The sequence below is a fragment of the Pseudonocardia adelaidensis genome (genome assembly GCF_039543345.1).
In the GTDB taxonomy this organism is placed as follows: domain Bacteria; phylum Actinomycetota; class Actinomycetes; order Mycobacteriales; family Pseudonocardiaceae; genus Pseudonocardia; species Pseudonocardia adelaidensis.
In genome coordinates, this window is sequence record NZ_BAABJO010000002.1 from 115,940 (window position 1) to 139,882 (window position 23,943).

Consider the following 23,943-nt stretch of genomic DNA (forward strand, 5'->3'; position numbering starts at 1 on the left):
GCGCGTGTACGTCCTCGAGGACGACTACCGGCGTGCGATGGTCGGGGCCGAACAGGCGTGGGTGCGCTCGGTGCTCGGGCAGCTCGACGCGGGGGCGCCGGACGACGACCACTGGCGGGCCCACCACGCCGGCGGGTAGGGACGGTCAGCGCGTCTCGAAGGTCCCGTGTGGAGGCGCAGGCGACGCGGTGGCCCCTGCGTCGGCGACCGGGCGGGCGTCGCCGCGGAACCGGTCGAGCTCGGACCCGTGCAGCAGGCGCCCCGCGGACGGGTCGCCCGCGGCCCGCGCCGCCAGCAGGTCCACCGGCAGCGCGTCCCGGCGGCCGACGAGCAGCAGGTTCCCGAACCGCCTTCCGCGCAGCACCGCCGGGTCGGCCACGAGACAGGCGTGCGGGAACACCGCCTGCAGCGTGGCCACCTGAGCACGCGCGAAGGCCAGCGGGCCGCCGTCGGTCAGGTTGGCCGCGTAGGTCGCGTCCGGGGCCATGACGTCCGCGACGGCGTGCAGGAACTCGGTGGAGGCGAGGTGCGCCGGCGTGCGGGCGCCTGCGAACACGTCCAGGACGACGAGGTCGAACGTGCCGTGCCGGAGCCGCCCCACGACGTCGCGCGCGTCGCCCGTGCGCACCCGCAGCCGCCAGGACCGGTCGAGCGGCAGCTCCCGGCGCACCAGCTCCACCAGCGCCCCGTCCCGTTCCACGACCTGCTGGCCGGACCGCGGCCGGGTGGCCGCGACGTAACGGGCGAGCGTGAACGCCCCGCCGCCGAGGTGCAGCACGGTCAGCGGCCTGCGGGGCGGCGCCGCGAGGTCGACGACGTGCCCGAGCCTGCGGGTGTAGCCGAACTCCAGGTGCGTCGGGTCGTCGAGGTCGACGTGCGACTGGGGCGTGCCGTCGAGCAGGAGCGTCCACCCGCGCCTGCGGTCGAGGTCCGGCCGCAGCTCGGCGATCCCGGACGCGACGCGAGCACGCACCGGGTCCCGCCCGCGCCGTGCCACCGGGCCAGTATCGGATGGCGCAGCACCATGCTCCACAACGCGGTCGGAAGCGCCCGAGAACAGCGCTACGGCCCCATGACGCTGAGGACTGCGGGAGCGCCTGAGAGGGTGATCGGCAGCCTTCTGCTGCTTGCCACCACCGGATCAGTGGGCGGGAGAGCCCGGAGGCCGCCGGCGGGTCAGCGACGTCGGAAGAACGTGAACACGGGGCGAAGCTAGATCGGCGGCGCCCCGGGCGCACCTCGTTTCCCATCCCCGAGGAGTGCGCTGGAGGACCCCGGCCGTAGCGAGCGGCGTCCTGGGTGGCCGCCTCGCAAGGCGGAGCAGGAGGCCGATCCCGGGTCGTGTCCGCGACGACGTCAACGCAGCGAGGTGGCCGCCTGGGCGGCGCGCAGGTCGGGGCTCTTCAGCGCACCCCTGGGAGGCCGACCGCGAGCGCTGCCGTCGCCGCGACGCACGCGAGGGCACGGGCGTGGTTCCACGCGGTCCAGCGGGACAGGTAGTCCGCCCAGGTCGCGGCGCCTTTGTCGGTGAGGGGGTTGGCGGCGTCGAGCCGGTTGTTCATCGGGACGTTCACCACGAACGTCAGCCCGATGCTGCCGACGAGGTACAGCAGCCCACCGATCACGACCCAGGCCGTGCCGGGGCTGCCGCTGATCGGCGCGCCGATCACGAGCAGCAGGCTGAGCACACCGGTGCCCATGAACACGAGGAGGAAGAGCGGGTTCTGGATCACGCGGTTCACCTGCTGCATCGCCTCGGCTCCCGCGGCGGGGCGCAGCCGGCGCAACGCCGGCATGACCGACGTGGAGAAGGCGAAGAAGACCCCGGCCATGAGGCCGGAGCCGACGACGCCGAGCAGCGCGACGACGGGCAGGACGGTGGCGATCACGGTGTCCTCCTGGCGGGGTGGTGGGCATCCAGATTGCCCGGGTGATCCAGGACCATCAATGCTCGCCGGTCCCGGTCTCGTGCTCGTTCGTCCAGGAACCCTGGATGCGGCGCATACTCGGCCGGTGGCGACCGACCCGATGCAGGCCGACGACCCGCTCGGCGAGGCACTCCACTTCCTGCGCGTCACGGGCAGCTTCTACTGCCGATCCGAGCTGACGGCGCCGTGGGGCCTCACGATGCCGAGCTGGCCGGACTGCATGTGGTTCCACATCGTCACCGCGGGCCGGTGCGAGCTCGACCTGGGCACCGCCGTCCCGAGCCTGCTGCGTGCCGGCGACATCGCACTCGTCCCGCACGGGCAGGGGCACGCGTTGCCCAGCGGGACGGGTGCCGTCGCCCCGGACGTCATGAGCCTGGAGCACGAGTTCCGCAACCGGTACGCGGTCCTGCGCCACGGCGGTGGCGGTGCCGGCACCACGCTCGTCTGCGGCGCCGTCCGGCTCGACCACCCCGCCGCGCACCACATCGTCCCGCTGCTGCCGCACCTGATCCACGTCGAGCCCGGGGGCGACCCGCAGGACGAGTGGATGCAGAGCACGCTGCGGCTGATCGCCGCGGAGGCCGCGTCGCTGCGCCCCGGCGGCGAGGCCGTGATCACGCGCCTCTCGGACATCCTCGTCATCCAGACGCTGCGCTCCTGGATCACGGACGACCCGGCCGCGCAGCGCGGCTGGCTCGGCGCGCTGCGGGACCGCCAGATCGGCCGGGCGATCTCGCTGATCCACCGCGACCCGGCGCGGGACTGGACGGTCGCCTCCCTCGCAGGCGAGCTCGCGATGTCGCGCTCGGCCTTCTCGGCGCGGTTCACCGAGCTCGTCGAGGAACCCGCGATGCGCTACGTCACCCGGTGGCGCATGCAGGTGGCCCGCACCTGGCTCGCCGACGACGGTGCCACGGTCGGCGAGGTGGCGGGCCGGCTCGGCTACCGGTCCGAGGCCGCCTTCAGCCGGGCGTTCAAGCGGACCGTCGGGGTGCCTCCAGGCGCCCTCACCCGCGGCTGACCGACCCGGCGGAAGGCGGCACGACGCAACCCGTCTCGCCCCGCGCACACCGTCGACGCGGCTGCCCGGACGAACGGGGTGCGCCGACCGAATCGGGGGCGCGGGAGCGCGGCTCGGACACGTCGCCGACGCCCTCGCGGGTCACCCCCACACCGGCATCTGCGCCCACCCGCCACCTGCGGTCGACGTGCGGTGACCACGGTCCTTGCGCGAGCCACCCGCGGGAGGCCCCGACCGATCACCGGCAGCACCTCCCCCGAACGGGGCAAAAGGAACACCGCTCGTCGCTCCCGGGGGCACTCTCGTCCGCTTCGGCAGGGCTGTGACGTGCGACGATCTTCGCGGTTGCTTAGGTTCCCTCTCGGATCAATGACGGCACGGTCACGAAAAGGACACGGGACTCCCCACCCGCCGGCACCCCCGACGCCGGACGTCCTTACCGGGCCGCCGATCCGGAAGGCAGGTCGTGGCTCGGCATCGCTCCCCCCGGGGCCGAGGCGCGCACCAGCACCCGCTCACGGCGGTCCCCCGCCGCCGACGACGAGCGAGTGCGAGCGCGCTGCGGTCCGTACCGACCCCGCTGCGGCGGGGTGCCGCAGCAGTCGCCGTGACCGGCAGCGCGTTCTCGCTGGTCGGCGGCGCTGCACCCGATACGCAGGTGCGTCCGGACCCGGCGGTCGTGCCGCTCGCACAGGCGAGCTCGGACGACGCCGCGGCGGCCGACGTGTTCGAGACGGCCGTCGAGCCGATCGACCAGGAGCCGGAGATCGCCGACGCGGCCGGGCTCGTCAAGGCCGCGCAGCTCGCGGAGCAGCAGGTCACGCGCGCGGCCGAGCAGGCCCGCGCCGAGGCCGAACGGGCCGCGGCCGAGGCGGCACGCGGGCCGGTGAGCTGCGATCTGAACACCTCCGACCTCGGCCGCGTCAAGTCGAACGTGCGCACGGCCGCCGAGCAGCTCGGATGCACGTTCGGCCGTCCGACGATGTACGGCGTGGCCGGGCGGGCGGGCACGTCCGACCACCCGGGCGGCCTGGCCGTCGACTTCATGGTCGACCGCGCCACCGGCGACCGGCTCGCCGCCTGCGCGCTCGAGAACATGGACGCCCTCGGCGTCAAGTACGTGATCTGGCGGCAGCGCATCAACTTCGGCAGCGGCTGGAAGCCCATGGAGGACCGCGGCGGCGCCACCGCGAACCACTTCGACCACGTGCACGTCTCGTTCGACCGCGGGTCCGGCGGCGGCACCTTGCGCGGCTGCTGAAACACGCAGGGTGAGCGCCCGTCTCGCTGAGTGACCGATCCGCTATGGTCTGCGACGGACCGACGCGCGATCCCGCTCCCTGCCGGCATCCCCCGATCGCCGGCTCGGGTCGCGCGGTCCGGAAGGCAGGTCGTGTCTCGGCACCGCTCCCCCGGCGGCCGGAACGCGCACCCACGCCCCGTCGCGACCGCGGCGGCGCTCCCCGGTGCGCAGGCCCCCAGACCGGCGCGCCACCGCGCCCCGCGCGAGTCGGCCGTGCGCAACGGGATGGCCGCGGCCGCCGCTGCGGGCGGCGCCCTCGTCGTGACCGTGCCCGCGCTGAACGCCCCGGTGGCCCCGGCCGCGGCCGACGACATGTACATCCGCTCCGCCGCCGAGACCGACGGCCTGCGGATGGTCGCGAACCTCGTCCCGGTGGCGGCCACCCACGAGCCCGAGCCTCCCGAGCTCGACGTCTCCGACCTCGTGAAGGCCGTCGGCCTGCACGCGCTCGAGGAGCGGCGCGCGGCGGCGAACTGCGACGCCGACCTGGGCGGACTCGGCCGCGTCAAACCGTGGGTGCGGGACGCGGCCCGCTTCCTGTCCTGCCTGTACGACGAGCCCGACCTGATCGGCATCGGGCAGCGCAGCCGCGACTCCGACCACCCGCGCGGGCTCGCGGTCGACCTCATGGCCCGCGGCGAGAAGGGCGACCGGATCGCCAAGTGCGCCCTGGCCAACCAGGAGGAGCTCGGCGTCGAGTACGTGATCTGGAAGCAGCGGATCAACTACGGCGACGGCTGGGAGCGCATGGAGGACCGCGGCGGGATCACCGAGAACCACTACGACCACGTGCACATCTCGTTCGAACGCGGCGGCGGCGAGGGCACGCCGTTGGCGGAGCGCTGCGGCTAGCCACCGGTGTTGCAGCAAAGCCACTCTCATGCAACGACGCGGCAGGAAAGTGGCTTTGCTGCAACCGGTCAGGCCCCGATCCGCCCCGGCTGCCCGGCCCGGCCGGTTCGCCAGATGTTCACCACCGACGGGCGCGGCTGGCTGCCGGGGCCGTCGGGCCAGACGCTCTTCGGAGCGTCCGGGCTCGCGTCGTCGAGGTCGCCGGGGTGCTGCGGTGAGAGCAGCACGAAGTTCTCGGTGACGACCGGGCCGCAGCACTCGGCACCGGCCGGCACGCTCGCGAAGAGCGTGGTCCGCCCGCGCGTCGGCCCGTCCAGCGAAACGGCGTAGAGGCCGTCGTTGATGTTCAGCGCCCGGCCGGAGTCGGTGGAGATCCAGAGGTTGCCGTAGGGGTCGAAGGTGAGGTTGTCCGGCGAGGTGATCGGGCTGACCTGGGTCTTGTCGAACCCGCCGAAGTAGGTGTTCGGGTCGTTCGGGTCGCCGCACACCAGCAGGATCGACCAGCCGAACGCGGTGGCGGTCGGGTCGCCGCCCTCCTCGACCAACTCGACGACGTGCCCGTGCTTGTTGTCCACGCGCGGGTTCACCTCGTCGGCGCCCGCGGTGCGGGTGGCGTCGGCCTTGCCGCGGTCGGTGTTGTTGGTGAGCGCGATGTAGACGTTGCCGGTGTGCGGGTTGGACTCGATGTCCTCCGGCCGGTCCATCTTGGTGGCGCCGGCCTTGTCGGCGGCCTCACGGGTGAAGACGTAGACCTCGGCGGCGGTCATGCCGTCGACGAAGGACCGGTCGCCCGCCGCCAGCGGGATCCACTCGCCACCGCCGTCGAACGTGCCGTCGGCGGGCAGCCGCCCGCTGCCGTCGATCTCCCCCGCGGCGCTCGAGCCGGTGAACCGGGCGACGTAGAGCGTGCCGCGGGTGAGCAGCGTGCGGTTGTGCTCGCGGGCCGCGCGAGTCTCGCCGTCCATCATCGGCTCGTCGGAGACGTACTTGTAGACGTAGTCGAACCGCTCGTCGTCGCCCATGTACGCGACCACGCGGCGGTCGGAGGCGACCCGGATCGTGGCGCCCTCGTGCTTGAGCCGCCCGAGCGCCGTGTGCTTGACGGGCGGCGCCGCCGGGTCCTGCGGGTCGACCTCGACGACCCAGCCGAACCGGTTGACCTCGTTCGGTTCCCGCGTGACGTCGAAGCGGGCGTCGAACCGCTCCCACAGCCGCTCGGTGGCCTCCTCCTCCACGCCGTACCGGGCGAGGCGGGCAGCCGCGACCGGCTCGGTGACCCGCCCGGCATTGGCGAAGTACCCGTTGAAGTTCTCCTCGCCCGACAGGAACGTGCCCCACGGCGTGACGCCGCCCGAGCAGTTGTTGAACGTGCCGAGCACCCGGGTGCCGGTGGGGTCGGCGGAGGTGCGCAGCCAGTCCGATCCGGCGGCGGGACCGTCGAGCACGAACTCGGTGGTGCCGGTGAAGCGGCGGTTGTACCGCGTTTCGGGGATCTGCCCGTCGAGCACCGGCGTGATGCGGCCGGTGCCGCGGTCGCGCTCCACGACGACGACGGACAGGCCGTGGGCCGCCAGCCCGATGCGGTACTGCTCCTCGGTGGGGTTGGCCGCGTCGTAGCCGCGGAACATCAGCGGCTCGATCGTGTACTCGTGGTTCGAGAACATCAGGTACCGCTCGCCGGGGCCGCGCAGCGGGAGCAGCCCGCAGAAGTCGTTGTTGTAGCCGAACTGGGCGGCCTGCGCCTCCGCGGTCTGGTTGTCGAAGTCGAATGCGGGCGCACCGGGCAGCACCGGGTCGCCCCAGCGGATCACGACGTTGTTCTCGTAGCCGGGCGGCAGGGTGATCCCGTCGGCGGTGTTGGGCGCAACCGGCTCGAAGTCGAGCCCCTGGGGGGTGCCGGGCGCGGCGGCCTCCTCGTTCTCGGCCCCGGGCGCGCAGGCCGCGACGGCGGTGGTGGCGCCGGCGGCGAGGGTCAGGACGGCGCCGGCACGGAGCACGCCGCGCCTGCTGACGGCGCGCGCCAGCATGTCGCCGAAGTACTCGTTGTCCGAGGTGTTGGGCTCGTCGTGCGCACATGCGTCGGCACAGCGGTACCGGCAGGTGAGGCCTTGGCGGCCACCGTGGCTCTTCGTCAGCAGCGGGAGCGCGATACGACCGGACGGGCGCGGCAGGGCCACGTCATCCTCCTGGGGAGTTCGGGAAACGCGCCGACCCTAGGCAGCCCGGGCGAGTGCCCGATGACCCCCAGGTGGAGCAGAGGTGAACGGGCCCGTCGGGGCAGGAGGTGTTGCTCACCCCGCTCACCCTCCGCGAACAACGCCGCCGAGAGCGAACACGGCACCCCGTCGGCGCGCGCCCGGCCTAGCGTCGGCGCCATCGCCGACGAGAGGAGCCCCCGATGCCGATCCGGGACGCCGGGAACCACCCGCGGCCGCCGCAGCCACCGCCCTACCCGCCGGAGCCACCGCGCCGGCCGGTGCTGCCGCCCGCGCAGCCCGCGCTGCCCCCGATGAGCGGCACGGTCTTGTACGCCGCCGCGCCGGGCACCGCCGGCACCGACCCCGTGCTCGACAGGCTGTTCGAGGAGCGGATCGTCTTCCTCGGCCGCGAGGTCGACGACGAGATCGCCAACCGGATCAGCGCGCAGCTGCTCCTGCTCGCCGCGCAGGACCCGGAGCGCGACATCACGATGTACATCAACTCGCCCGGCGGCTCGGTCACGGCGGGCATGGCGATCTACGACACGATGCGGCTGGTCCGCCCGGACGTCAGCACGTGGGCCGTCGGCTTCGCCGCGTCGATGGGCCAGTTCCTGCTGACGGCGGGCGCCCCCGGCAAGCGCTACGCACTGCCGCACGCGCGCGTCCTCATGCACCAGCCATCGGCCGGCATCGGCGGGGAGGCCACCGACATCGCGATCCGGGCGGGGGTGTACGCGCAGATGAAGCGCGAGATCGCCGAGATCACCGCCCGGCACACCGGCCAGACCGTCGAGACGATCACCGCCGACGCCGACCGCGACCGCTGGTTCACGGCCGCAGAGGCGCAGGCGTACGGGCTGGTGGACCACGTCGTGCTGGAGTGAGCCCGTTACCGGGGTGAGAGGGGGAACGTGGCGCGCAGGGACGTGCCCTCCCCCGGCGGGCTGCTGATCGTGAACTCCCCTCCCGCCGCCTCCACCCGGTCGACGAGGCCGATCAGCCCCGATCCCCGGCCGACGTCCGCCCCGCCGACGCCGTCGTCGCGCACGACGATGCGCACGAGCTCGTTCGTCGCGTCGACGTCGATCTCCACCATGGACGCCTCCGCGTGCTTCGCGACGTTCGTGAGCGCCTCCGACACGACGTAGTAGGCGGGCACCTCGACCCGCTCCGGCAGCCGGCCCGCGACGCGCACGTTGAGCGTGGCCGGCACGGCGGAGCGGCGGGCGAGCGACCGCAACGCGTAGGCGAGGCCGCCCTCCGACAGGATCGCCGGGTGCAGACCGCGGGAGATCTCGCGGACCTCCGACAGCACCCCGGTCAGGCCGTCCACGACGCGCCCGATCGCCGCGGGCAGCTCGCGCGGCTCCGGCGGCACCATCGACTCCACCTCCCGCAGCGCGAGCGTCAGCGCCACGAGCCTCTGCTGGACCCCGTCGTGCAGGTTCCGTTCGAGGCGCCGCCTGGCGTCGTCCGCGGCGGCCACGACCCGCGCCCTCGACGCGGTGAGCTGGGCGCGGGCGTCCGCGTTGGAGATCGCGATCGCGATCAGGTCCGCGAACTTGGCGATGCGTTCCTCGGCGTCGGCGGGCAGCCCGCCCGCCGGCGTCGCCCCGACGTCGGCCGGTGGTGGACCGTTGCGCGGTCCAGTGGTCGCGGTCGCCGCGCCCCAGAGGCGGTCGCCGATCACGATGGGGGCCCCCACGCCCGCGAAGTCGGCGTCCGGCGCCATCGCGATCCACCCGGGCGGGCCGCGACGGCTGTCCAGGTGCACGGCCCGGCCGGTGCGGAACACCCTCGCGGCGATGCCGTCGCCGCGGAGCGGCCAGTCGGAGCCGACCTCCACCGGCGCGTGGCCGCTGCCCGAGCGCGCCACGACAGTCAGCGTGGCGTCCGGCTCGAAGCGGAGGACGAAGCCGTTGTCGACGTTCGAGATCCGGGCGATCTCCTCCGCGACGCACCGGAAGATGACGTCGGGCCGCTCCCCCTTCGCGACGAGCGTGGCCACCCGGCGCAGCGCCGCCTGCTCGTCGGCGAGCCGCACGACCTCGGCACGCGCCTGCGCGTTCGAGATCGACATCGCGACGAGCCACGCGAACTCGGCGATGCGCGACTCCGCGTCGGCCGGCGGTTCGGGCGCAGGCCAGCCGGCGACCACCACACCCCAGGGGCGGCCCTCGACGTCGATCGGGCTCGCCGTCGCGGAGCCGAGCCCGCATCCGTGCACGTGCTCGGCGATCGGCCCCCCGGCCGGGAGCTCCCCGCTGTTCATGCGGGTGGCGCGCTGCTCGCGGAGGACGACGCCGGCCAGCTCGTCGCGCTCGAGCGGGACCCGGGTTCCGAGCACGATCGCCCGGCCGGTGACCTCCGGATCGGTCCAGCAGGCCACCGCCGTGGCCGTCGTCGTCCCGGTGCCCTCGTACCGGAGCATCTGGGTCAGGCCTGCGCGCAGCAGCCGCCCGACCTCCTCCGCCACGCTGGCGAGCACCCGTTCCGTGCCGGGCTGGCGAGCCACGAGCGTGGCCACCCGGCGCAGCGCCGCCTGCTCGTCCGCGAGCCGCTCGAGCAGCATCTGGTGATCGGTCAGCGTCGCGAGCAGGTGGGCGTTCTCCGCGCTCTGGCGCTGGCTCTCCTTGCGCAGCGCGCGCTCGTCGTCGAGGAACCGGAGCATGCGCAGGGTCATCGAGGTCACGCGGGCCATGGCGTGCAGGAGCCCGACCTCGTCGGCGCTCAGGGGGTCCGGGCCGGAACGCGCGACGACCATGCGCGCGCCCGGCGGGTTCTCGAGCGCCACGACGGCGGCCGGGGAGCTCCCCGCACCGGGGACGGTCAGCTCGGCGCGATCCCCGCCCGCCACCGAGACGAGCTCGGCGACGGGGGCGGCGCCCTCGGGGTAGCCGATGGCGGCGATCACGGTTCCGCGCGACACGATCGCCACGACCTCGGCGTCCACCGACTCCGCCACCCGTTCGACCGCGCCCGCCGCGGCCTCGGCCTCCGTGGCGAACGACGAGACCGCCGCGAGGAACTCGGCGAGCTTCTGGGCCGGCCATCCCGCGGGCGCCGACATCTCAGGCGACCGACAGGAGGACGAGTGTCTGGTTGTGGAAGCCGATCACGCCCTGTCTGCGGGCGATCTCCCCGTAGGTGTAGCACCCGGCCACCGGCGCTCCGCCGCAGCACTTCACGATCTCGTCGATCTCCACGCGGATCCCTTCCTCGCCGAGCACGGGACGCCGTCCGACGCACTCGAACGCGAGCACGCCGAGCGGCGGGCGGCCCCCGAGCGCCTCGAGGGCGTCGGTGCACGCGGCGCCGCCGGCCCACCGGACCGACTCGACATCGCCTTCCATGAGCCAGACGAGCGCCGCCTGCGGCACCTCCGCGATGCACGCGAGGGACCGGTCGCCGAAGTCGCCGCCCACGATGAACCGGATCTCCTCCTCCCCGGCGCGCCTGCCGAGCCCGAGGGGGTGCACCAGCGCGAGCCTGGCGAGCTCCTCATGGCTCGTGTACGCCGCGGCGGGCGCTCCGAGCCGGTCCAGGTACACGTCGAGGGCGGGCTGCCCGTCGAGGGTGTGGACCCGGTTGCCGCCGCTCCCCGTCACCAGCATCGGCTCGCCGACGCGGCGCCACCCGTGGCGCACCCCGATGCCGAGCGGCGCGTCGGAACCGATCCCGGCCGCGACCACCGAGTCGGTCAGCACCCGGTCGCCGTGCAGCTGGAACGTCTGCGCCATCCGCACGTCGCCCGCACACCCGCCCACGAGCGGCACGCCCGAGCCGAGCACGCGGTAGACGCCGCGCAGGATCTCCCGCTGGTCACCGGCGAGGCCGTCGGTGAGCAGCAACAGGACGCGGTAGGGCCGCTCCTCGATCCTGGCGAGGCACCGCGCCACCGAGGCGCCCGCCGCCCTGAGGTCGTCCGACGCCGGCGCGGCCGCGGCCGTCCGGATCGAGAACCCGTCGCCCCCGAACGCCGTGACGACGACGCTCCGCACATCGGGGCCGCTCGGGGCGATCTCGCCGGACGTCGAGCACCCGATCAGGGGAACACCGCCGGACCGCTCGTTGACCTGCCGCAGCACCGCGGGCAGGTCGAGCGACGCGGAGCAGAACACGACCAGCAGCTTCGCGTCGGCGTGCCGGAGTGCGGAGCCCGCCGCCCGAGCTCCCGGCTCCGGCTCGGCTCCTCCGGCCTGTCCGACTCCGAGCCACCGCTGCGCGCCCATGGCCACCCCGGTTCGAGGAATCCCCCCACGCTACTCACGCGCACAATGCGCCACCCGAGCGAAGAACCGGTGTTCGGCCCCCCGGATGGACGGCCTGGAGGAGGCGGTGCGGGTGGTGCCGTCGCGGTGGCACGGTGGTGCCGCTAGCGTGGCCCACTCGCCACCTTCTGCATCGATGGAGAGGTCACCACCCATGCGCGTCGGCGTGCTCACCGGGGGCGGGGACTGCCCCGGCCTGAACGCGGTCATCCGGGCGATCGTCCGCAAGGGCGTCCCGGAGTACGGGTACTCGTTCCTGGGCTTCCGCGACGGCTGGCGCGGCCCGCTCGAGGCGCTCACCCGGCCGCTGGACATCCCCGCCGTGCGCGGGCTGCTGCCCCGCGGCGGCACGATCCTCGGCTCGTCGCGCACCAACCCGTTCGCGGTCGAGGGCGGCGTCGAGAAGATCCGCCGCAACCTGCAGAACCTCGGCGTCGACGCGCTCATCGCAATCGGCGGCGAGGACACCCTCGGCGTCGCCACCAAGCTCCACGAGACGGGCGTCAACGTCGTCGGCGTGCCCAAGACGATCGACAACGACCTCAACGGCACCGACTACACCTTCGGCTTCGACACGGCCGTCAACATCGCCACCGAAGCGATCGACCGGCTGCACACCACCGCCGAGTCCCACCACCGGGCGCTGATCGTCGAGGTGATGGGGCGGCACGCGGGCTGGATCGCGCTGCACTCCGGCATGGCGGGCGGTGCCAACGCGATCCTCATCCCCGAGGTGCGCTTCGACCTCGACCAGGTCTGCCAGTGGGTCGAGGCGAGGTTCCAGCTCGACTACGCGCCGATCATCGTCGTCGCCGAGGGCGCCATGCCCAAGGAGGGCGAGGAGGTGCTGCAGAGCGGCGAGAAGGACGCGTTCGGGCACGTCCGGCTCGGTGGAATCGGCGACTGGCTCGCCCACCGGATCGAGGAGCGCACCGGCAAGGAGGCCCGCACCACGGTGCTCGGGCACGTCCAGCGCGGCGGCACCCCCACCGCCCGCGACCGCTGGCTCGCCACCCGGTTCGGCCTGCACGCGATCGACGCCGTGCACGCGGGCAAGTGGGGACAGATGACCGCCCTGCGCGGCACCGACGTCGTCACGGTGCCACTGTCGGAGGCCACCAAGGAGCTCAAGGTCGTCGACCCGGGCCTCTACGCCGAGGCCGAGGTCTTCTTCGGCTGACCCCTCCCCCGCGAGTCTCGCGTTTCGCCGTCCGAGGTGCGCATTTCGGATGCGCACCTCACCTCGCGAAACGCGAGACTCGCGCACGGGGGTTGTGGTCAGACCGCGACCGGTGTCGGCGGCTGCGCCGGCGCCACCTGCACGACGGGCGCGGTGCCGGTCCGCAGGCGCCGGACCAGGCCGACCACGGACCCGATCGTCGTGCCGATGCCGAGGCTCACCGCGAGGGCGAGGAGCGGGTCGCTGGAGAGCGCCGAGCCACCGAGGAAGCCCAGCACCGCCACGTACGCCGCTGACATGGTGGCGCCGAGGGCGCTGAAGCCCACGTACCGGCGGGCCGGGAAGCGGCTCGCCCCCGCCGCCAGCGCCGCCACCGTGCGACCGGCCGGGATGTAGCGAGCGGTGAGCAGGATGAGGCCGCCCCGCGTCGTCAACGTGCGCTCGGTGCGGGCGAACAGCTCTGCCCGCGGCGTGCCGGGCGCCAACCTCCCGCGGAACGCGGCTCCGAACCCCCGTCCGAGGAGGAAGGCCACGAACTCGCCGACGAACGAGCCCAGCGCCGCCGCCGCGATCACGGCGACGAGGTTCTGGTGACCGGCGGCGGCACCCACACCGGCCGCGATGATCAGCGCCTCGCTCGGCACCATGGGCACCAGCGCGTCGACGACGGCGAGCCCGACGATCACGAGCAGCAACCACTGAGATGCCAACGCACCGTCGAGCAGCAGCCGCAGTCCCTCGATCACCGGACCAGGCTAAGGACGGCGCGACCGGCACCGCATCCGTCGGAAGGCCCAGGCCTCCCGGATTTCGTCTCAGGGTCTCCCCTAGACGATCCCCTGCCGCGTCGCCGTGTAGACGATCTCGGTCCGCCGGCGGACGTCCAGCTTGTCGCGCAGGTTCCGCACGTGGAACTTGACCGTGGCCTCGCTGATCACCAGCCGCCTACCGATCTCGCGGTTGGACATGCCCACCGCCAGCAGACGCAGCACCTGGTTCTCCCGCTCGGTCAGCATCGCGCCGCCGAGCCCGCGCACCGGTGGACGGTCCTCGTCGCGTAGCACGTCCATGACGACGGACCCGCTCGAGCCCCCGGCGTCGAACACGCTCTCGCCGCGCAGCAGCGTGTGCACGGCGCGGACGATGTCGGCGGTGTCGGCACCCTTGCGGACGTAGCCGTGGACGCCGAGGCGCACGGTCCGCAGCATGACCTCCCGGTCGCGGCAACCGGTGAGCACGAGCACCCGCACCCCTCGGTGGCGCTCCAGCAGCATGCGGGCGAGCTCGACACCCGCCGCGTCGCCGCGGCCGAGCGCGACGTCGAGGATCACCAGGTCGGGTGGACATCGGTCGGCGATCACCAAGGCGTCCCGGGGTGTGGCGGCCTCCCCGATCACGGACACGTTCGGGTCGGGGGCGAACAGCTGGCGCAGTCCGAAGCGGACGATGGCCTCGTCGTCCACGACGAGGATGCGGGCAGTACGCCTTATGGTGGTGCTCGGAGCGGTGCTCACCGGTTCGAGCAAGGTGTGCTGGTCGAGCAGTGCGTCAGCGGTCATCAGGCTCCCTCCCCCTGGCGCTGGTCGGGTGGGAGGAGGCTAGGCAGCCGCACGTTGCCTGCACGTTGCACGCGCAACGTCTGGCGCGCTTGCCGCCCGCGCCGCCCTGAGTGATGATGGCCCCGTCCTGGGGCGATGACGCTCGGAGCGCAGATGACTACCGATGGAGTGTTCGACCCCGCGGCCCATGCGCAGCGGTTGCACGCGGTGTTCGAGGCCGTGCTCGCCGGCGACCGGGTCCCCGTCTCACCCCGCACGCTCGTCTCCGAGTCGTGGCAGCGCAGCCTCGCGGCACACGTCGACCCGGACCGGCGCACACCGCCGGTCGTCCTCGGCGAGTCAGAGATCCCCCACCTGCGTTCGGCACACCCGCTGAACGCGGTCATGCCGCTGCTGCGCAGCACGCTGGTGAGCATCGCCGACGAGGCCATGCACGTCATGCTCGTCACCGACGCCGAAGGCACCATCCTGTGGCGTGAGGGCGCCGCCTCCGTGCTCAACTCGGCCGACGAGGTGGGCCTCACCCCGGGCACCCGGTGGACGGAGGACGCCATCGGCACCAACGCGATGGGCACCACGCTCGCCGTCGACGCGCCGGTGACGATCCACTCCGCCGAACACCTCGTGCGCACCTACCACGCGTGGACGTGCGCCGCCGCGCCCGTGCACGACCCGGACACCGGCACGATCCTCGGCGCCGTCGACATCAGCGGCCCACTGCACACGGTGCACCCGGCGATGAAGCAGCTGGTGACGGCCACCGCCCAGCTCGCCGAGCACCAGCTGCGGGTGCGCCTCGCCATCGAGGACGAGCGGCTGCGCCTGCGCAACATGCCCCACCTCGCCAGCCTCCGCGGGCAGGCCGGCGCCCTGGTCACGGCGAGCGGCCGGATCATCGCCGGCGAGCCGTACGGCATGTGGCCGGAGCGCGTGGCCCTGCACCCCGACTCCGACCGGGTGGTGCTCGACGACGGCCGCGAGATGGTCGTGGAGCAGCTCGCCGAGGGCTTCCTGCTGCGCGCGCCGCAGCCCAGCCGCCCCGCACCGCCGCGTTCCGCGCTGTCGCTGCGCTTCACCGGTGAGGGTGCGCCGACGGCCGTCCTCGACGGCCGGTCCGTCCCGCTGACGCTGCGCCCCGCCGAGCTGCTCACCGCGCTCGCCCTGCACCCCGACGGGCTCACCGCCGAGCAGCTGGCCCTGCTCCTCTACGGCGAGGAGGGCAACCCCACCACGGTGCGCGGCGAGATCCTGCGGTTGCGCGGGCTCATCGGCACCGACGTGCTGCGCACCCGCCCGTACCGCCTCGCGGCCACGGTCGACACCGACTTCCAGGCCGCGCGCCGCGCGATCCGCGCCCACCGCCCCGCCGAGGCCCTGCGCGCATGCGCCGGTCCGCTGCTGCCCCGCTCGGAGGCCCCCGCGATCCGGGAGCTGCGCGCGGAGCTGGAGGCCGGCCTGCGCGGCATCGTCCTGGAGGGCGACGACGTGGACCTGCTCGTCGAGTTCGCCGCCCACCCGCTCGGCCGCGACGACCTTGAGGTCCACGACCGCCTCCTGGCCCTGCTCCCCCCGTCCGACCCCCGGCGCGCGGCGATCTCGGCCCGTCGGGTGCACCTGCTCTTCTGACCCGCGGTACCGGACCACAGCCGAACGTCGAGCGGCCTCAGCCGGTGCCCCCGCCACCACCTCCGCAGCCACCCCCACCGCCGCCGCAGGACGATCCACCGCTGCCGGAGCCGCCGCCGCAGGACGACGCACCGCACCCGCCGCCTCCGCCCGACGAACCGCACCACGCGGCCCCACCGGGATCGGAGTGCGACGAGTCCGACGAGGACCCGGACCCGCCGAAGCCCCGACCCGCGCCGGCACCCGCCACACCCGCCATCAGCTCGTCCCGCAGCGGTCCCGGCATCAGCACCGCCGCTCCGCCGACGGCCACGAGCGCCGGCACCGCGGCCCCCGAGGCCGCCGTGCCCTTGGGTACCCACGGGTTGCTCCGCCGGAGCCGGGCCACGGCGCGCTTCCCGGCCTTGGTGAGCCGGCCCTTGGGCGCGAGCGACTCGCCGATGATCGCGGCCACGACTGCGCCGAAGAACACCGGGAAGACGGTGAACAGGTCAGGCGCCCCGTCCTGCTCACTCACGAATATGAGCGAGCCGACCAGCGCGAAGCCGGTGAGGAAGCAGGCCGTGCGTTGCGCCCTCGCGGCGAGCCGCCAGTGCCGGATCGAATCCGGCCGGTGGAGCACGCCGTGCGCCGCGAGCCCGTCCCCGATCTCCTGCACGGCCGGGCTTCGCATAGCCGCGGCCCGTACCGCCTCGAGGTCCGCCTGCCACTCCGGGCCGCAGGCGGCGAGCACCGCGCCCTCCACGCCGTCGCCCGCCACCGGCCGCAGCACCTGCAGCCGCCCGCCGGGTACGACCTGCACGCGCCCGTCCTCGTGCATGGTGCTGATCACCGTGTCCACCACCCGGCTCGGCCCGCCGACGAGGAATGCCGCCTCCAGCACCGACCCCGGCGTCCACCCGGGGGTGGCCCGCGAGGCCGAGGACCGGCCCGCGACCCGGGCGCCGAGAAGCCACAGCGTGGTACCGATGATCGTCGTGACGCCGATCGCGGCGATCACCTGCATCAGCGCCGCCCCCGTCCGAGTGCGGTACGGGCCAGCCGCAGCAGCTCTCGCGAGCGGTGCGCGCCGGGCCCCGATCGCTGCCGCCACCAGCGCCGCAGCTCGCGCCGGGCGCCGGGGTCGGCCGGTGTGCCTGCGTCGAGGAGCTGCCGCGCGAAGGCCAGCGCGTCCTGGCGGTAGCCGCCGGTGAGCGGGTGCCCGGCGGCGTACGCCAGGTACTCCTCGCGGTACGCCGCGCCCAGGATGCGCGGCAGCTCCGGCGCGATCTTCGCGATCACGTCCGCCCGCTTCGCGGCCAGCGCCCGCGCCTGCACCCGCAGTCGCGCCCGATCGAAGCCCTCCGGCGGCGGGGTGCCCACGACCAGCGCGGACAGCAGCGATGCCTGGCGCAGCGCGAGCCGCTCGCGGGCGGCGGAGAGCTCGTGGGTCTCGGTCGCAGGGGTCTCGGTCGCGTGGGTCTCGGTCAAGGTCTCAGGCACGAACGACCCCCTGCGCGTCCCCGGTGATACGGCCGATCGCATCCAGTTCGGCGGCGAGCTCGGCGACCGGCGGGAAGTTCTCGTCCCGCTCCAGCAGCACGCCGGGCGGGCTGACGCGCGCGCACAGCTCCCGCAGGACCTCCAGCACCGGCTCCGACACCGGGTGCGCGTGGCTGTCGTGCCACACCCCGTCATCCTCGAAGCCACCGGCGACGTGCACGTACGCGATCGCCTCCAGCGGCAGCTGGTCGAGCGCCTTCACGGGGTCCTCGCCGCGGTTGACGTGGTTGGTGTGCAGGTTCGCCACGTCGACGAGGAGCTCGACGCCGGTGCGCTCCACCAGCTCGCAGAGGAACTCGCCCTCCGTGAACTCCTCGTCGGGCCACGAGAAGAGCGCCGCGACGTTCTCCAGCGCGAGCGGTACGGGCAGCGCGTCCTGGGCGATGCGCACGTTCGCGCAGAGCACGTCGAGGGCGTCCCGGGTACGGGGCACCGGCAGCAGGTGCCCCGCCTCGAAGCGCGGGGAGGCGGTCATCGGCCCTCCGGCCCGCACGAACGCGATGTGCTCGGTGACCAGCGGCGACTCGGTGAGCTCGGCGCGCTGGGCGAGCGCCACCAGCCGGCCCGGGTCGGGCCGTTCCGCCCCGCCGAGGCCGAGGCCGACGCCGTGCGGGACGACGGTGACGCCGCGCTCGCGGAGGCGGGTGAGCGGTTCTGGGAGGTGGTCGTGGCAGAGGTTCTCCGCCACCACCTCCACCCAGTCGATGCCGAACAGCTGATCGATCCCGGCGGCGATCTCCGGCCGCCAGCCGATACCCGTCCCCAGCTGCGTCTGCTCCTGTGTCACGCGCCCCCCTGTCACGCAATCACCCGCGTCCGGCCCCTCACCGCCACGCCGACCCGAACTTCGCAATGCGGTCGCGGACCTCGCCCGCGGCGCGGTGTCCGCCCCCTCGGCGTTCACGGCGAGTGCTGCGCTGAGGCGATCGGCCACGTCCCCCCCGGGCTCCGATGATCGTTCTCGTCGCGCAACGGGAGGCTAGGAGGCCGCTCTCACAAGGTCAAGGACGGTTGCGGGCGCCGAGGCGGTCAGCGATCAGGTCGGCGTGCGCGGCCATGTCGTCCACGCCGACCGTCTCGGGCGCACACGCTGGCCCGCGAGCGTCCTCTGGACGTCCGTCGGTGACTCGGCGACGGCGGCCGCGTCGAGCTCCGCCGGCTCCACGCGCGGGATGTGGATCACCACGTCGTAGGCGTCCAGCGGGTTCTGGTCGGAGTAGTGGTGGCCGAAGCGCTGGCGGGTCGCCCCCCGGACCAGCGCGGTGTCCGCGGGCGACAGCCGACGTAGGTCGACGGCGAACGGGCCGTCGTGTGCGGCGTCCATCAGCGCGTCGAGGCTGCCCGGCTCCGGCGGGCCCAGCTCGGCGAACAGCGTGCCCGCGAAGAAGTCGGGTGCGTCGGCGAGGGTCGGGCCGGTGCCCGCGGTCGTGCCGATGACCACGTAGTCCGCGCCGAGCCGGTCGGCGAGGTGCATGCCCACCGACTCCTCCGCCACCCCGGGCATCGTGCAGGGACAGCGCTGGACGTGGCCGTTGTGCGCGGGCAGGACGATCCGGCCTTCCCGATCGGTGATCCAGTCGACGGTGTCGGCGATCGCCGTCTCACGGTGCATCGCGAACTGCTCGCCGCGGGCCATCGCGCGGAACTGCGCGTCGATCGTGACGGTGAGGTGCATCGTGCGGAGCGCCCGTTCGTAGACCGCCGCGCCGGTCCGCCGGGCGTACTCGGACCGCCGGGCGACCATGCGGGCCCGGAGGTCGGCGAGACCCGCCGTCAGCGCGTCCCTGCACTCGGCCGCGATGCCCGGGTAGCCGGCCATCGCAACGACGCCGTGATCCCGCTCGCGACCCTGGACCCGGCCACTCCACCGTGACGCCGGCGGTCGGGCCGAGGCTCAGAACGCGTACCGGTGCACCGCGTCCGGGTGGAGGACGGCGCGCAGCAGGTCCCCGGCCAGGATCGCGGCGAGCTCGTCGGCCCGGGCCGGGTCGTCGAGGTCCCAGTAGCGGGCGGCGAGGCGGGAGCAGAGATCGTGGGCTCCGTCGGTCTCCAGCGTGACGCGACCGGCGACGGACACCCAGCGCTCGCGCTCACCCACCGGGGCGGCCACGACGATCGAGGCGCGGGGGTCGCGGCGCAGGCGCCGCACCTTGAGCGCGCCCGGCTCCGTGAAGAACCGGACCGTCCCGTCCGCGCCGGCCTCGAACCAGATCGGCCGGGGCCGGGGCGGCTGCGGGCCCCCGGCCACGGTCAGGAACCCGTGCAGCGGGCGTCCGAGGAACTCGAGGTCCTCCGCGGTCAGCGTGCTCGTGGCGGTGCTCATGGGACCGATCCAACGTCGCGCGCCAGGGTGGATCCATGGGCGGGACGCCAGCTCACCTGTCCGTCCGTCCAGCCCCCCGCCCGGCTCACTCCACGGTCACGCTCTTGGCGAGGTTGCGGGGCTTGTCCACGTCCCGGTCCAGGGCGACCGCGGCGTGGTAGGCGAGGACCTGCAGCGGGATCGACAGCAGGATCGGGTCCAGCTCCGGCTCGGCGCGCGGCACCACGATGGTGCGGTCGGCGAGGTCGGGGGGCAGCTCCCGGTGCGCCACCGCGATCACCGGGCCCTTGCGGGCCTTGATCTCCGAGAGCGTCGAGGTGTTCTTGTCGAGCAGGTCGTCGTCCGGGACGACGGCGACGGTCGGCATCTCCGGGCTGATCAGCGCGAGCGGGCCGTGCTTGAGCTCGGCCGACGGGTACGCCTCCGCGTGGACGTAGCTGATCTCCTTCAGCTTCTGCGCGCCCTCACGGGCCACCGGCCAGCCGCGGCGGCGGCCCACGAACATCACGCTGTGGCTCTTCGCGACCTCCGCGGCCACATCGGCGATCGCGTCCGACTGCTCCAGGATCTGCGCGATCTGGCCCGGCAGCGCGTTCAGCCCCGCGATGATCCGCCTGCCCTGCTCGGGCGACAGGTCGCGGATGCGGCCCAGGTGCAGCGCGAGCAGCGCGAACGCCGCCACGGTCGAGGTGAACGACTTCGTGGCGGCCACCGACATCTCCGGGCCGGCGTGCAGGTAGATGCCGCCGTCGACCTGGCGGGCGATCGTCGACCCGACGACGTTGACGATGCCGATCACGCGGCCGCCCTTGCGCTGCAACTCCTGCACCGCCGCGAGCGTGTCGACCGTCTCGCCGGACTGGCTGACCGCGACGTAGAGGGTGTCCGGCTCGACCACGGGGTTGCGGTAACGGAACTCGGATGCGGGCTCGGCGCTCGCCGGGACGCGGGCGAGGTCCTCGATCAGCTGCGCGCCGAGCTCGCCCGCGTAGCACGCCGAGCCGCAGCCGAGGATCTTCACCCGCCGGAACTCCCGCGCCTCGCGGACCGTCATGTTGAGCCCGCCGAGGTGGGCGGTGGCGAAACGCTCGTCGATGCGGCCCTTCAGCGCCCGCTCGATCGTGCGCGGCTGCTCCTGGATCTCCTTCGCCAGGAAGTGCGCGTGGTCGCCGATCTCGGCGCCCACCACGTCCCAGTCGATCGTGGACGGGCTCTTCGCCACGGCGCGGTCGTCGAGGGTGTAGGTGCGGTAGCCGCTCGCGGTGATCGTGGCCAGCTCGCCGTCGTCGAGGTACACCACCTGCCGGGTGTACCCGATCAGTGCCGCGACGTCCGACGCCACGAACATCTCCTTCTCGCCGACGCCGAGCAGCACGGGGCTGCCGTTGCGCGCCACGACGATCCGGTCCGGGTGTTCGGCGTCCAGGACCGCGAGGCCGTACGCCCCGACCACCTGCCGCAGGGCCTGGCGGACCGCCTGCTCCAGGTCGTCGGCGCCCGCCGCGAACGCGGCTGCCACGAGGTGCGCCACCGTCTCGGTGTCGGTCTGCGAGGTGAACTCCACCCCGTCGGCGGTGAGCTTCGCGCGCAGCTCGTCGGCGTTCTCGATGATGCCGTTGTGGACCACCGCGATGCGTCCCGCCGCGTCGGTCTGCGGGTGGGCGTTGGCCTCGCTCGGCTCACCGTGCGTGGCCCAGCGGGTGTGCCCGATGCCCGGCGCCCCCTTGAACCGCGCCGGCAGTTCCGCGGCCAGCTCGGCGACCCGCCCGCTCACCTTGCGGACCTTGAGCCCGCTCCGTCCGCGCACCGCGAGCCCGGCGCTGTCGTAGCCGCGGTACTCCAGGCGTCCCAGCCCCTCCAGGAGGATCGGGGCGGCGTCCTGGGGTCCGACGTATCCGACGATGCCGCACATAGAAGTCCCTTCACGTTCAGCCGTAGACGATGCGCCGCAGCTGCCGAGCCGACAGCGGCGGCGGCGCCACCCGCCGCGTCGCCAGCTCCGCGTCCAGCACCGCGAATATCTGCTCGTTCGTGAGCCCGCGACGTTTCAGCTCCGCGTGCCTGCGCCGGACGAACGCCGGCAGCTGCTCGGAGAAGTAGCCGAGAACCTCGGCCACCACACGTGCCGCCTCCCCCGCGTCGAGCGGGGTGCTGCGGACCAGGTGCGCGATGAGGTCGTCGTACGGTCCGCCGGGCACGGGAGGAGATGTTCCCGTCCGCCCCACCGAACTTCAAACTTCCTGCCCGAAATCGGGCAGCATCACACCCGTTCAGTCAGATCCACGCCGGTTCGGACACGTTGGGTGATCGCTCGGACCCGGGCGGCGGTGCCTCCGGAACGGCCCCAGCAGCGGTGAGCGAGGCTCGTCGTGCGCCAGGTCGTCGCGGGGTGCGAGGAGCGCGACGGCAGCCACTACGGCCGCGCCGACGAGCAGCGCCGTCGTGAGGCTGGTGGCCTCGGCGAGGACGCCGCCGGTGAGCGGACCGAGGAGAAGTCCGACGCCCTGCGCGCCGGTGGAGGCGGCGACACCGGCGGAGGGGCGATCGACGTAGATGCGGGTGCCCCACAGGACGGTGACCGCGACGATCGTGTTGTACGCGGCGCCGAAGGTGGCGGCGGCGAACAGCACGATCGCGAGGCTGTCCGCCGCCAGGGCGATCATGGCGATCGCGGCGGCCTCCAGCAGCGCGGTGAGCACGAACGTGAGCCGGGCGCCGAGACGGGCCATGACGTCGGCGGCAGCCAGGCCGGAGAGGCTGGTGACTCCGGCCACGCCCAGCAGGATTCGACCCGCGGCCGGGTCGAGACCGGCATCGCGGACCTGGTCGACCGCAAAGGTCCAGAACGTCGCACTGCCCAGCCCGATGAGCAGCGCGGCCACGAGCATCGTCGATGCCGGACGGTGCCGGCCACGTGCGGGCGCTGCCGCCGCCGCGGGTTTCGCGGCACGTCCGGGCAGCGTGCGTACAGCGAGCAGCGTGCTCAGCGCGGCGCAGGCCGCGAAGGCGGCGTAGGCGGTTCGCCACGCATCGCCGCTGAGGATCGCGATCGGGGCGGCGACGGCGACGCCCCACCCGGTGCCGCAGCTGATCGTCGCCAGCGTCCGGGCTCGCGCGACCGGCGGAAGCCGGTGCACGGCGTCCCCGAAGGGCGCGAGCACGAGCCCGGCGCTGGCGCCGGCGATGGCCACCCCGGCCCCGAGCAGCACCGGGCCATCGGCCAGCGCCACCACGACCGTCCCGGCCACCGCCAGCAGGCCACCGCCCCCCACGGCGGCTCGGGGGCCGGCACGCTCGATGCAGCGGGACACGAGGGCCGTGGCGAGCAGGTAGGTGACGTACGCGAGCGTGCCGATCAGGCCGAGCGTGCTCACGCCCAGGTCGAGGTCGTCCTGGATGTTCGGCAGCAGCAGGCCGTAGCCGTAACGGGCCATTCCGAACGCGGTGGCGACGGCAGCCGAACCGGCCACGGCGAGCGCGAGCGGCGACGGGCCGCTCACCTGCGCCCCGGCCGTACGGTTCGTCACCGGCTCCGTCATCGGCGGGTGGCCGCGCCCGACGGCCTCGTCGGGTCCGGTCGGGTGGTGTGCTGGAGCGGACAGCCCGGGCCCGAGGTGCAGGCCTTGCGGTCGCAGAGCCGGCACACCCGGAGGGCGCCCGGACGGTCCTCGGCCAGGCCTGCTGCGACCTGCCCGAGCAGCCGCTCCAGCGTCGCCCGCTCACGCGGTGACAGCTCGGCCAGCAGGGGTGTGAGGGCCTCCGTGCGCGCCAGCAGGACAGCGTCCGCGGCCCGCGAGCCCGCGTCGGTGAGCACCAGGGAGACCGTGCGGCGGTTCCGCCCTACCTCGCGGCGCACGAGACCCTTCTCGACGAGCCGGTCCACCAACCGCACGGTTGCCGGCTGCGAGAGGCCCACCACGCCGGCGAGGTCTCCGACCGAACCGCCGGGCCACGCCTGCACGTGCACCAGCGCGGCGGCTTCGGTCTCACCGAGCCCGGCCCCGGCCGCGACACGGGCCCGGAGTCGATCCATCACGGCCAGGGCCGTCACGCCGAGGACCTGAACAGGACGGTCACCCATTTTCGGCATCATATGCGCAGCGCATCATATGCACAACGCATTGATTGGCGGCA

General features: G+C 73.9%; 22 protein-coding genes and 1 pseudogene. 7 read left to right on the plus strand and 16 right to left on the minus strand.

The annotated features are described in order from the left end of the window. Nucleotides 1-4 precede the first annotated feature (4 nt). On the plus strand, nt 5-139 hold the full coding sequence (locus ABEA81_RS02405; protein ID WP_345602912.1) for a hypothetical protein: 135 nt from the start codon (nt 5-7) through the stop codon (nt 137-139). 6 nt (nt 140-145) lie between these two features. Here ABEA81_RS02405 and ABEA81_RS02410 read toward each other — a convergent pair whose 3' ends face one another. Beyond that, entirely contained in the window at nt 146-997 is an 852-nt protein-coding gene (locus tag ABEA81_RS02410; RefSeq protein ID WP_345602914.1) for a spermidine synthase, read from the minus strand. A 406-nt stretch (nt 998-1,403) separates the two neighbouring features. Continuing rightward, entirely contained in the window at nt 1,404-1,889 is a 486-nt protein-coding gene (locus tag ABEA81_RS02415; RefSeq protein WP_345602915.1) for an anthrone oxygenase family protein, read from the minus strand. A gap of 124 nt (nt 1,890-2,013) precedes the next feature. On the opposite strand from ABEA81_RS02415, the gene ABEA81_RS02420 reads away from it, so the two are divergent. The 3 genes from ABEA81_RS02420 to ABEA81_RS02430 all read left to right on the plus strand — a co-directional run bounded on the left by ABEA81_RS02420 (nt 2,014) and on the right by ABEA81_RS02430 (nt 5,107). After that, nucleotides 2,014-2,952: an AraC family transcriptional regulator gene (locus tag ABEA81_RS02420; RefSeq protein WP_345602916.1), complete on the plus strand. Its 939-nt coding sequence runs from the start codon at nt 2,014-2,016 to the stop codon at nt 2,950-2,952. Between the two features lie 607 nt (nt 2,953-3,559). Further along, the gene (locus tag ABEA81_RS02425; protein WP_345602917.1) at nt 3,560-4,213 is read left to right on the plus strand and encodes a hypothetical protein; all 654 of its coding nucleotides are present in this window, start codon (nt 3,560-3,562) and stop codon (nt 4,211-4,213) included. A 132-nt stretch (nt 4,214-4,345) separates the two neighbouring features. Next, the gene (locus tag ABEA81_RS02430) at nt 4,346-5,107 is read left to right on the plus strand and encodes a hypothetical protein (RefSeq protein ID WP_345602918.1); all 762 of its coding nucleotides are present in this window, start codon (nt 4,346-4,348) and stop codon (nt 5,105-5,107) included. Between the two features lie 68 nt (nt 5,108-5,175). Here ABEA81_RS02430 and ABEA81_RS02435 read toward each other — a convergent pair whose 3' ends face one another. Beyond that, nucleotides 5,176-7,284, minus strand: a complete 2,109-nt coding sequence (locus ABEA81_RS02435; protein ID WP_345602919.1) for a PhoX family protein — start codon at nt 7,282-7,284, stop codon at nt 5,176-5,178. Nucleotides 7,285-7,616: 332 nt separating this feature from the next. Here ABEA81_RS02435 and ABEA81_RS02440 point away from each other — a divergent pair, with 332 nt between their 5' ends. Beyond that, a complete protein-coding gene (locus tag ABEA81_RS02440; RefSeq protein WP_345603264.1) occupies nt 7,617-8,192 on the plus strand; it encodes an ATP-dependent Clp protease proteolytic subunit in 576 nt (191 codons plus the stop codon). A 5-nt stretch (nt 8,193-8,197) separates the two neighbouring features. Here the strand turns inward: ABEA81_RS02440 and ABEA81_RS02445 are convergent, their stop codons facing one another. Beyond that, nucleotides 8,198-10,378 carry a GAF domain-containing protein gene (locus ABEA81_RS02445; protein ID WP_345602920.1) on the minus strand — a complete coding sequence of 727 codons (2,181 nt, stop codon included), beginning with the start codon at nt 10,376-10,378 and terminating at the stop codon, nt 8,198-8,200. A gap of 1 nt (nt 10,379) precedes the next feature. Beyond that, on the minus strand, nt 10,380-11,540 hold the full coding sequence (locus tag ABEA81_RS02450; protein ID WP_345602921.1) for an FIST signal transduction protein: 1,161 nt from the start codon (nt 11,538-11,540) through the stop codon (nt 10,380-10,382). Between the two features lie 193 nt (nt 11,541-11,733). On the opposite strand from ABEA81_RS02450, the gene ABEA81_RS02455 reads away from it, so the two are divergent. Next, nucleotides 11,734-12,759, plus strand: a complete 1,026-nt coding sequence (locus ABEA81_RS02455) for a 6-phosphofructokinase (protein WP_345602922.1) — start codon at nt 11,734-11,736, stop codon at nt 12,757-12,759. 98 nt (nt 12,760-12,857) lie between these two features. On the opposite strand, the gene ABEA81_RS02460 is transcribed toward ABEA81_RS02455, so the two are convergent. Together ABEA81_RS02460 and ABEA81_RS02465 are read right to left on the minus strand one after the other, a co-directional pair. After that, nucleotides 12,858-13,505, minus strand: a complete 648-nt coding sequence (locus ABEA81_RS02460) for a DedA family protein (protein ID WP_345602924.1) — start codon at nt 13,503-13,505, stop codon at nt 12,858-12,860. Between the two features lie 81 nt (nt 13,506-13,586). Then, on the minus strand, nt 13,587-14,318 hold the full coding sequence (locus tag ABEA81_RS02465; RefSeq protein WP_345602925.1) for a response regulator transcription factor: 732 nt from the start codon (nt 14,316-14,318) through the stop codon (nt 13,587-13,589). Nucleotides 14,319-14,471: 153 nt separating this feature from the next. On the opposite strand from ABEA81_RS02465, the gene ABEA81_RS02470 reads away from it, so the two are divergent. Further along, nucleotides 14,472-15,944, plus strand: coding sequence for a GAF domain-containing protein (locus ABEA81_RS02470; RefSeq protein ID WP_345602927.1), 1,473 nt, complete (start codon nt 14,472-14,474; stop codon nt 15,942-15,944). A gap of 37 nt (nt 15,945-15,981) precedes the next feature. Here ABEA81_RS02470 and ABEA81_RS02475 read toward each other — a convergent pair whose 3' ends face one another. From ABEA81_RS02475 to ABEA81_RS02515, 9 genes and pseudogenes are all read right to left on the minus strand, one after another. Further along, entirely contained in the window at nt 15,982-16,950 is a 969-nt protein-coding gene (locus tag ABEA81_RS02475; protein ID WP_345602929.1) for a TIGR04222 domain-containing membrane protein, read from the minus strand. Beyond that, on the minus strand, nt 16,950-17,426 hold the full coding sequence (locus tag ABEA81_RS02480; protein ID WP_345602931.1) for a hypothetical protein: 477 nt from the start codon (nt 17,424-17,426) through the stop codon (nt 16,950-16,952). Before ABEA81_RS02480 ends, ABEA81_RS02475 begins: the two co-directional genes overlap by 1 nt. Next, nucleotides 17,419-18,273, minus strand: coding sequence for an MbnB/TglH/ChrH family RiPP precursor modification enzyme (locus ABEA81_RS02485; RefSeq protein WP_345602933.1), 855 nt, complete (start codon nt 18,271-18,273; stop codon nt 17,419-17,421). Before ABEA81_RS02485 ends, ABEA81_RS02480 begins: the two co-directional genes overlap by 8 nt. A 249-nt stretch (nt 18,274-18,522) precedes the next feature. After that, nucleotides 18,523-19,311, minus strand: a pseudogene (locus ABEA81_RS02490) (erythromycin esterase family protein); the annotation flags it as partial. 69 nt (nt 19,312-19,380) lie between these two features. Further along, entirely contained in the window at nt 19,381-19,809 is a 429-nt protein-coding gene (locus ABEA81_RS02495) for a pyridoxamine 5'-phosphate oxidase family protein (RefSeq protein WP_345602935.1), read from the minus strand. Nucleotides 19,810-19,894: 85 nt separating this feature from the next. Beyond that, on the minus strand, nt 19,895-21,721 hold the full coding sequence (gene glmS, locus ABEA81_RS02500; RefSeq protein WP_345602937.1) for a glutamine--fructose-6-phosphate transaminase (isomerizing): 1,827 nt from the start codon (nt 21,719-21,721) through the stop codon (nt 19,895-19,897). A 16-nt stretch (nt 21,722-21,737) separates the two neighbouring features. Beyond that, nucleotides 21,738-22,007, minus strand: coding sequence for a hypothetical protein (locus ABEA81_RS02505; RefSeq protein WP_345602939.1), 270 nt, complete (start codon nt 22,005-22,007; stop codon nt 21,738-21,740). 72 nt (nt 22,008-22,079) lie between these two features. Then, entirely contained in the window at nt 22,080-23,336 is a 1,257-nt protein-coding gene (locus ABEA81_RS02510) for a YbfB/YjiJ family MFS transporter (RefSeq protein ID WP_345602941.1), read from the minus strand. Nucleotides 23,337-23,344: 8 nt separating this feature from the next. Beyond that, the gene (locus tag ABEA81_RS02515) at nt 23,345-23,890 is read right to left on the minus strand and encodes a MarR family winged helix-turn-helix transcriptional regulator (protein WP_345602943.1); all 546 of its coding nucleotides are present in this window, start codon (nt 23,888-23,890) and stop codon (nt 23,345-23,347) included. Nucleotides 23,891-23,943: the final 53 nt, after the last annotated feature.

Coding starts and splice junctions, on each gene's coding strand:
- ABEA81_RS02440 (WP_345603264.1), top strand. CDS start 7,617: ATGAGCGGCACGGTCTTGTACGCCGCCGCGCCGGGCACCGCCGGCACC.
- ABEA81_RS02445 (WP_345602920.1), bottom strand. CDS start 10,378: ATGTCGGCGCCCGCGGGATGGCCGGCCCAGAAGCTCGCCGAGTTCCTC.
- ABEA81_RS02450 (WP_345602921.1), bottom strand. CDS start 11,540: ATGGGCGCGCAGCGGTGGCTCGGAGTCGGACAGGCCGGAGGAGCCGAG.
- ABEA81_RS02455 (WP_345602922.1), top strand. CDS start 11,734: ATGCGCGTCGGCGTGCTCACCGGGGGCGGGGACTGCCCCGGCCTGAAC.
- ABEA81_RS02465 (WP_345602925.1), bottom strand. CDS start 14,318: ATGACCGCTGACGCACTGCTCGACCAGCACACCTTGCTCGAACCGGTG.
- ABEA81_RS02470 (WP_345602927.1), top strand. CDS start 14,472: ATGACTACCGATGGAGTGTTCGACCCCGCGGCCCATGCGCAGCGGTTG.
- ABEA81_RS02475 (WP_345602929.1), bottom strand. CDS start 16,950: ATGCAGGTGATCGCCGCGATCGGCGTCACGACGATCATCGGTACCACG.
- ABEA81_RS02495 (WP_345602935.1), bottom strand. CDS start 19,809: ATGAGCACCGCCACGAGCACGCTGACCGCGGAGGACCTCGAGTTCCTC.
- glmS (WP_345602937.1), bottom strand. CDS start 21,721: ATGTGCGGCATCGTCGGATACGTCGGACCCCAGGACGCCGCCCCGATC.
- ABEA81_RS02515 (WP_345602943.1), bottom strand. CDS start 23,890: ATGGGTGACCGTCCTGTTCAGGTCCTCGGCGTGACGGCCCTGGCCGTG.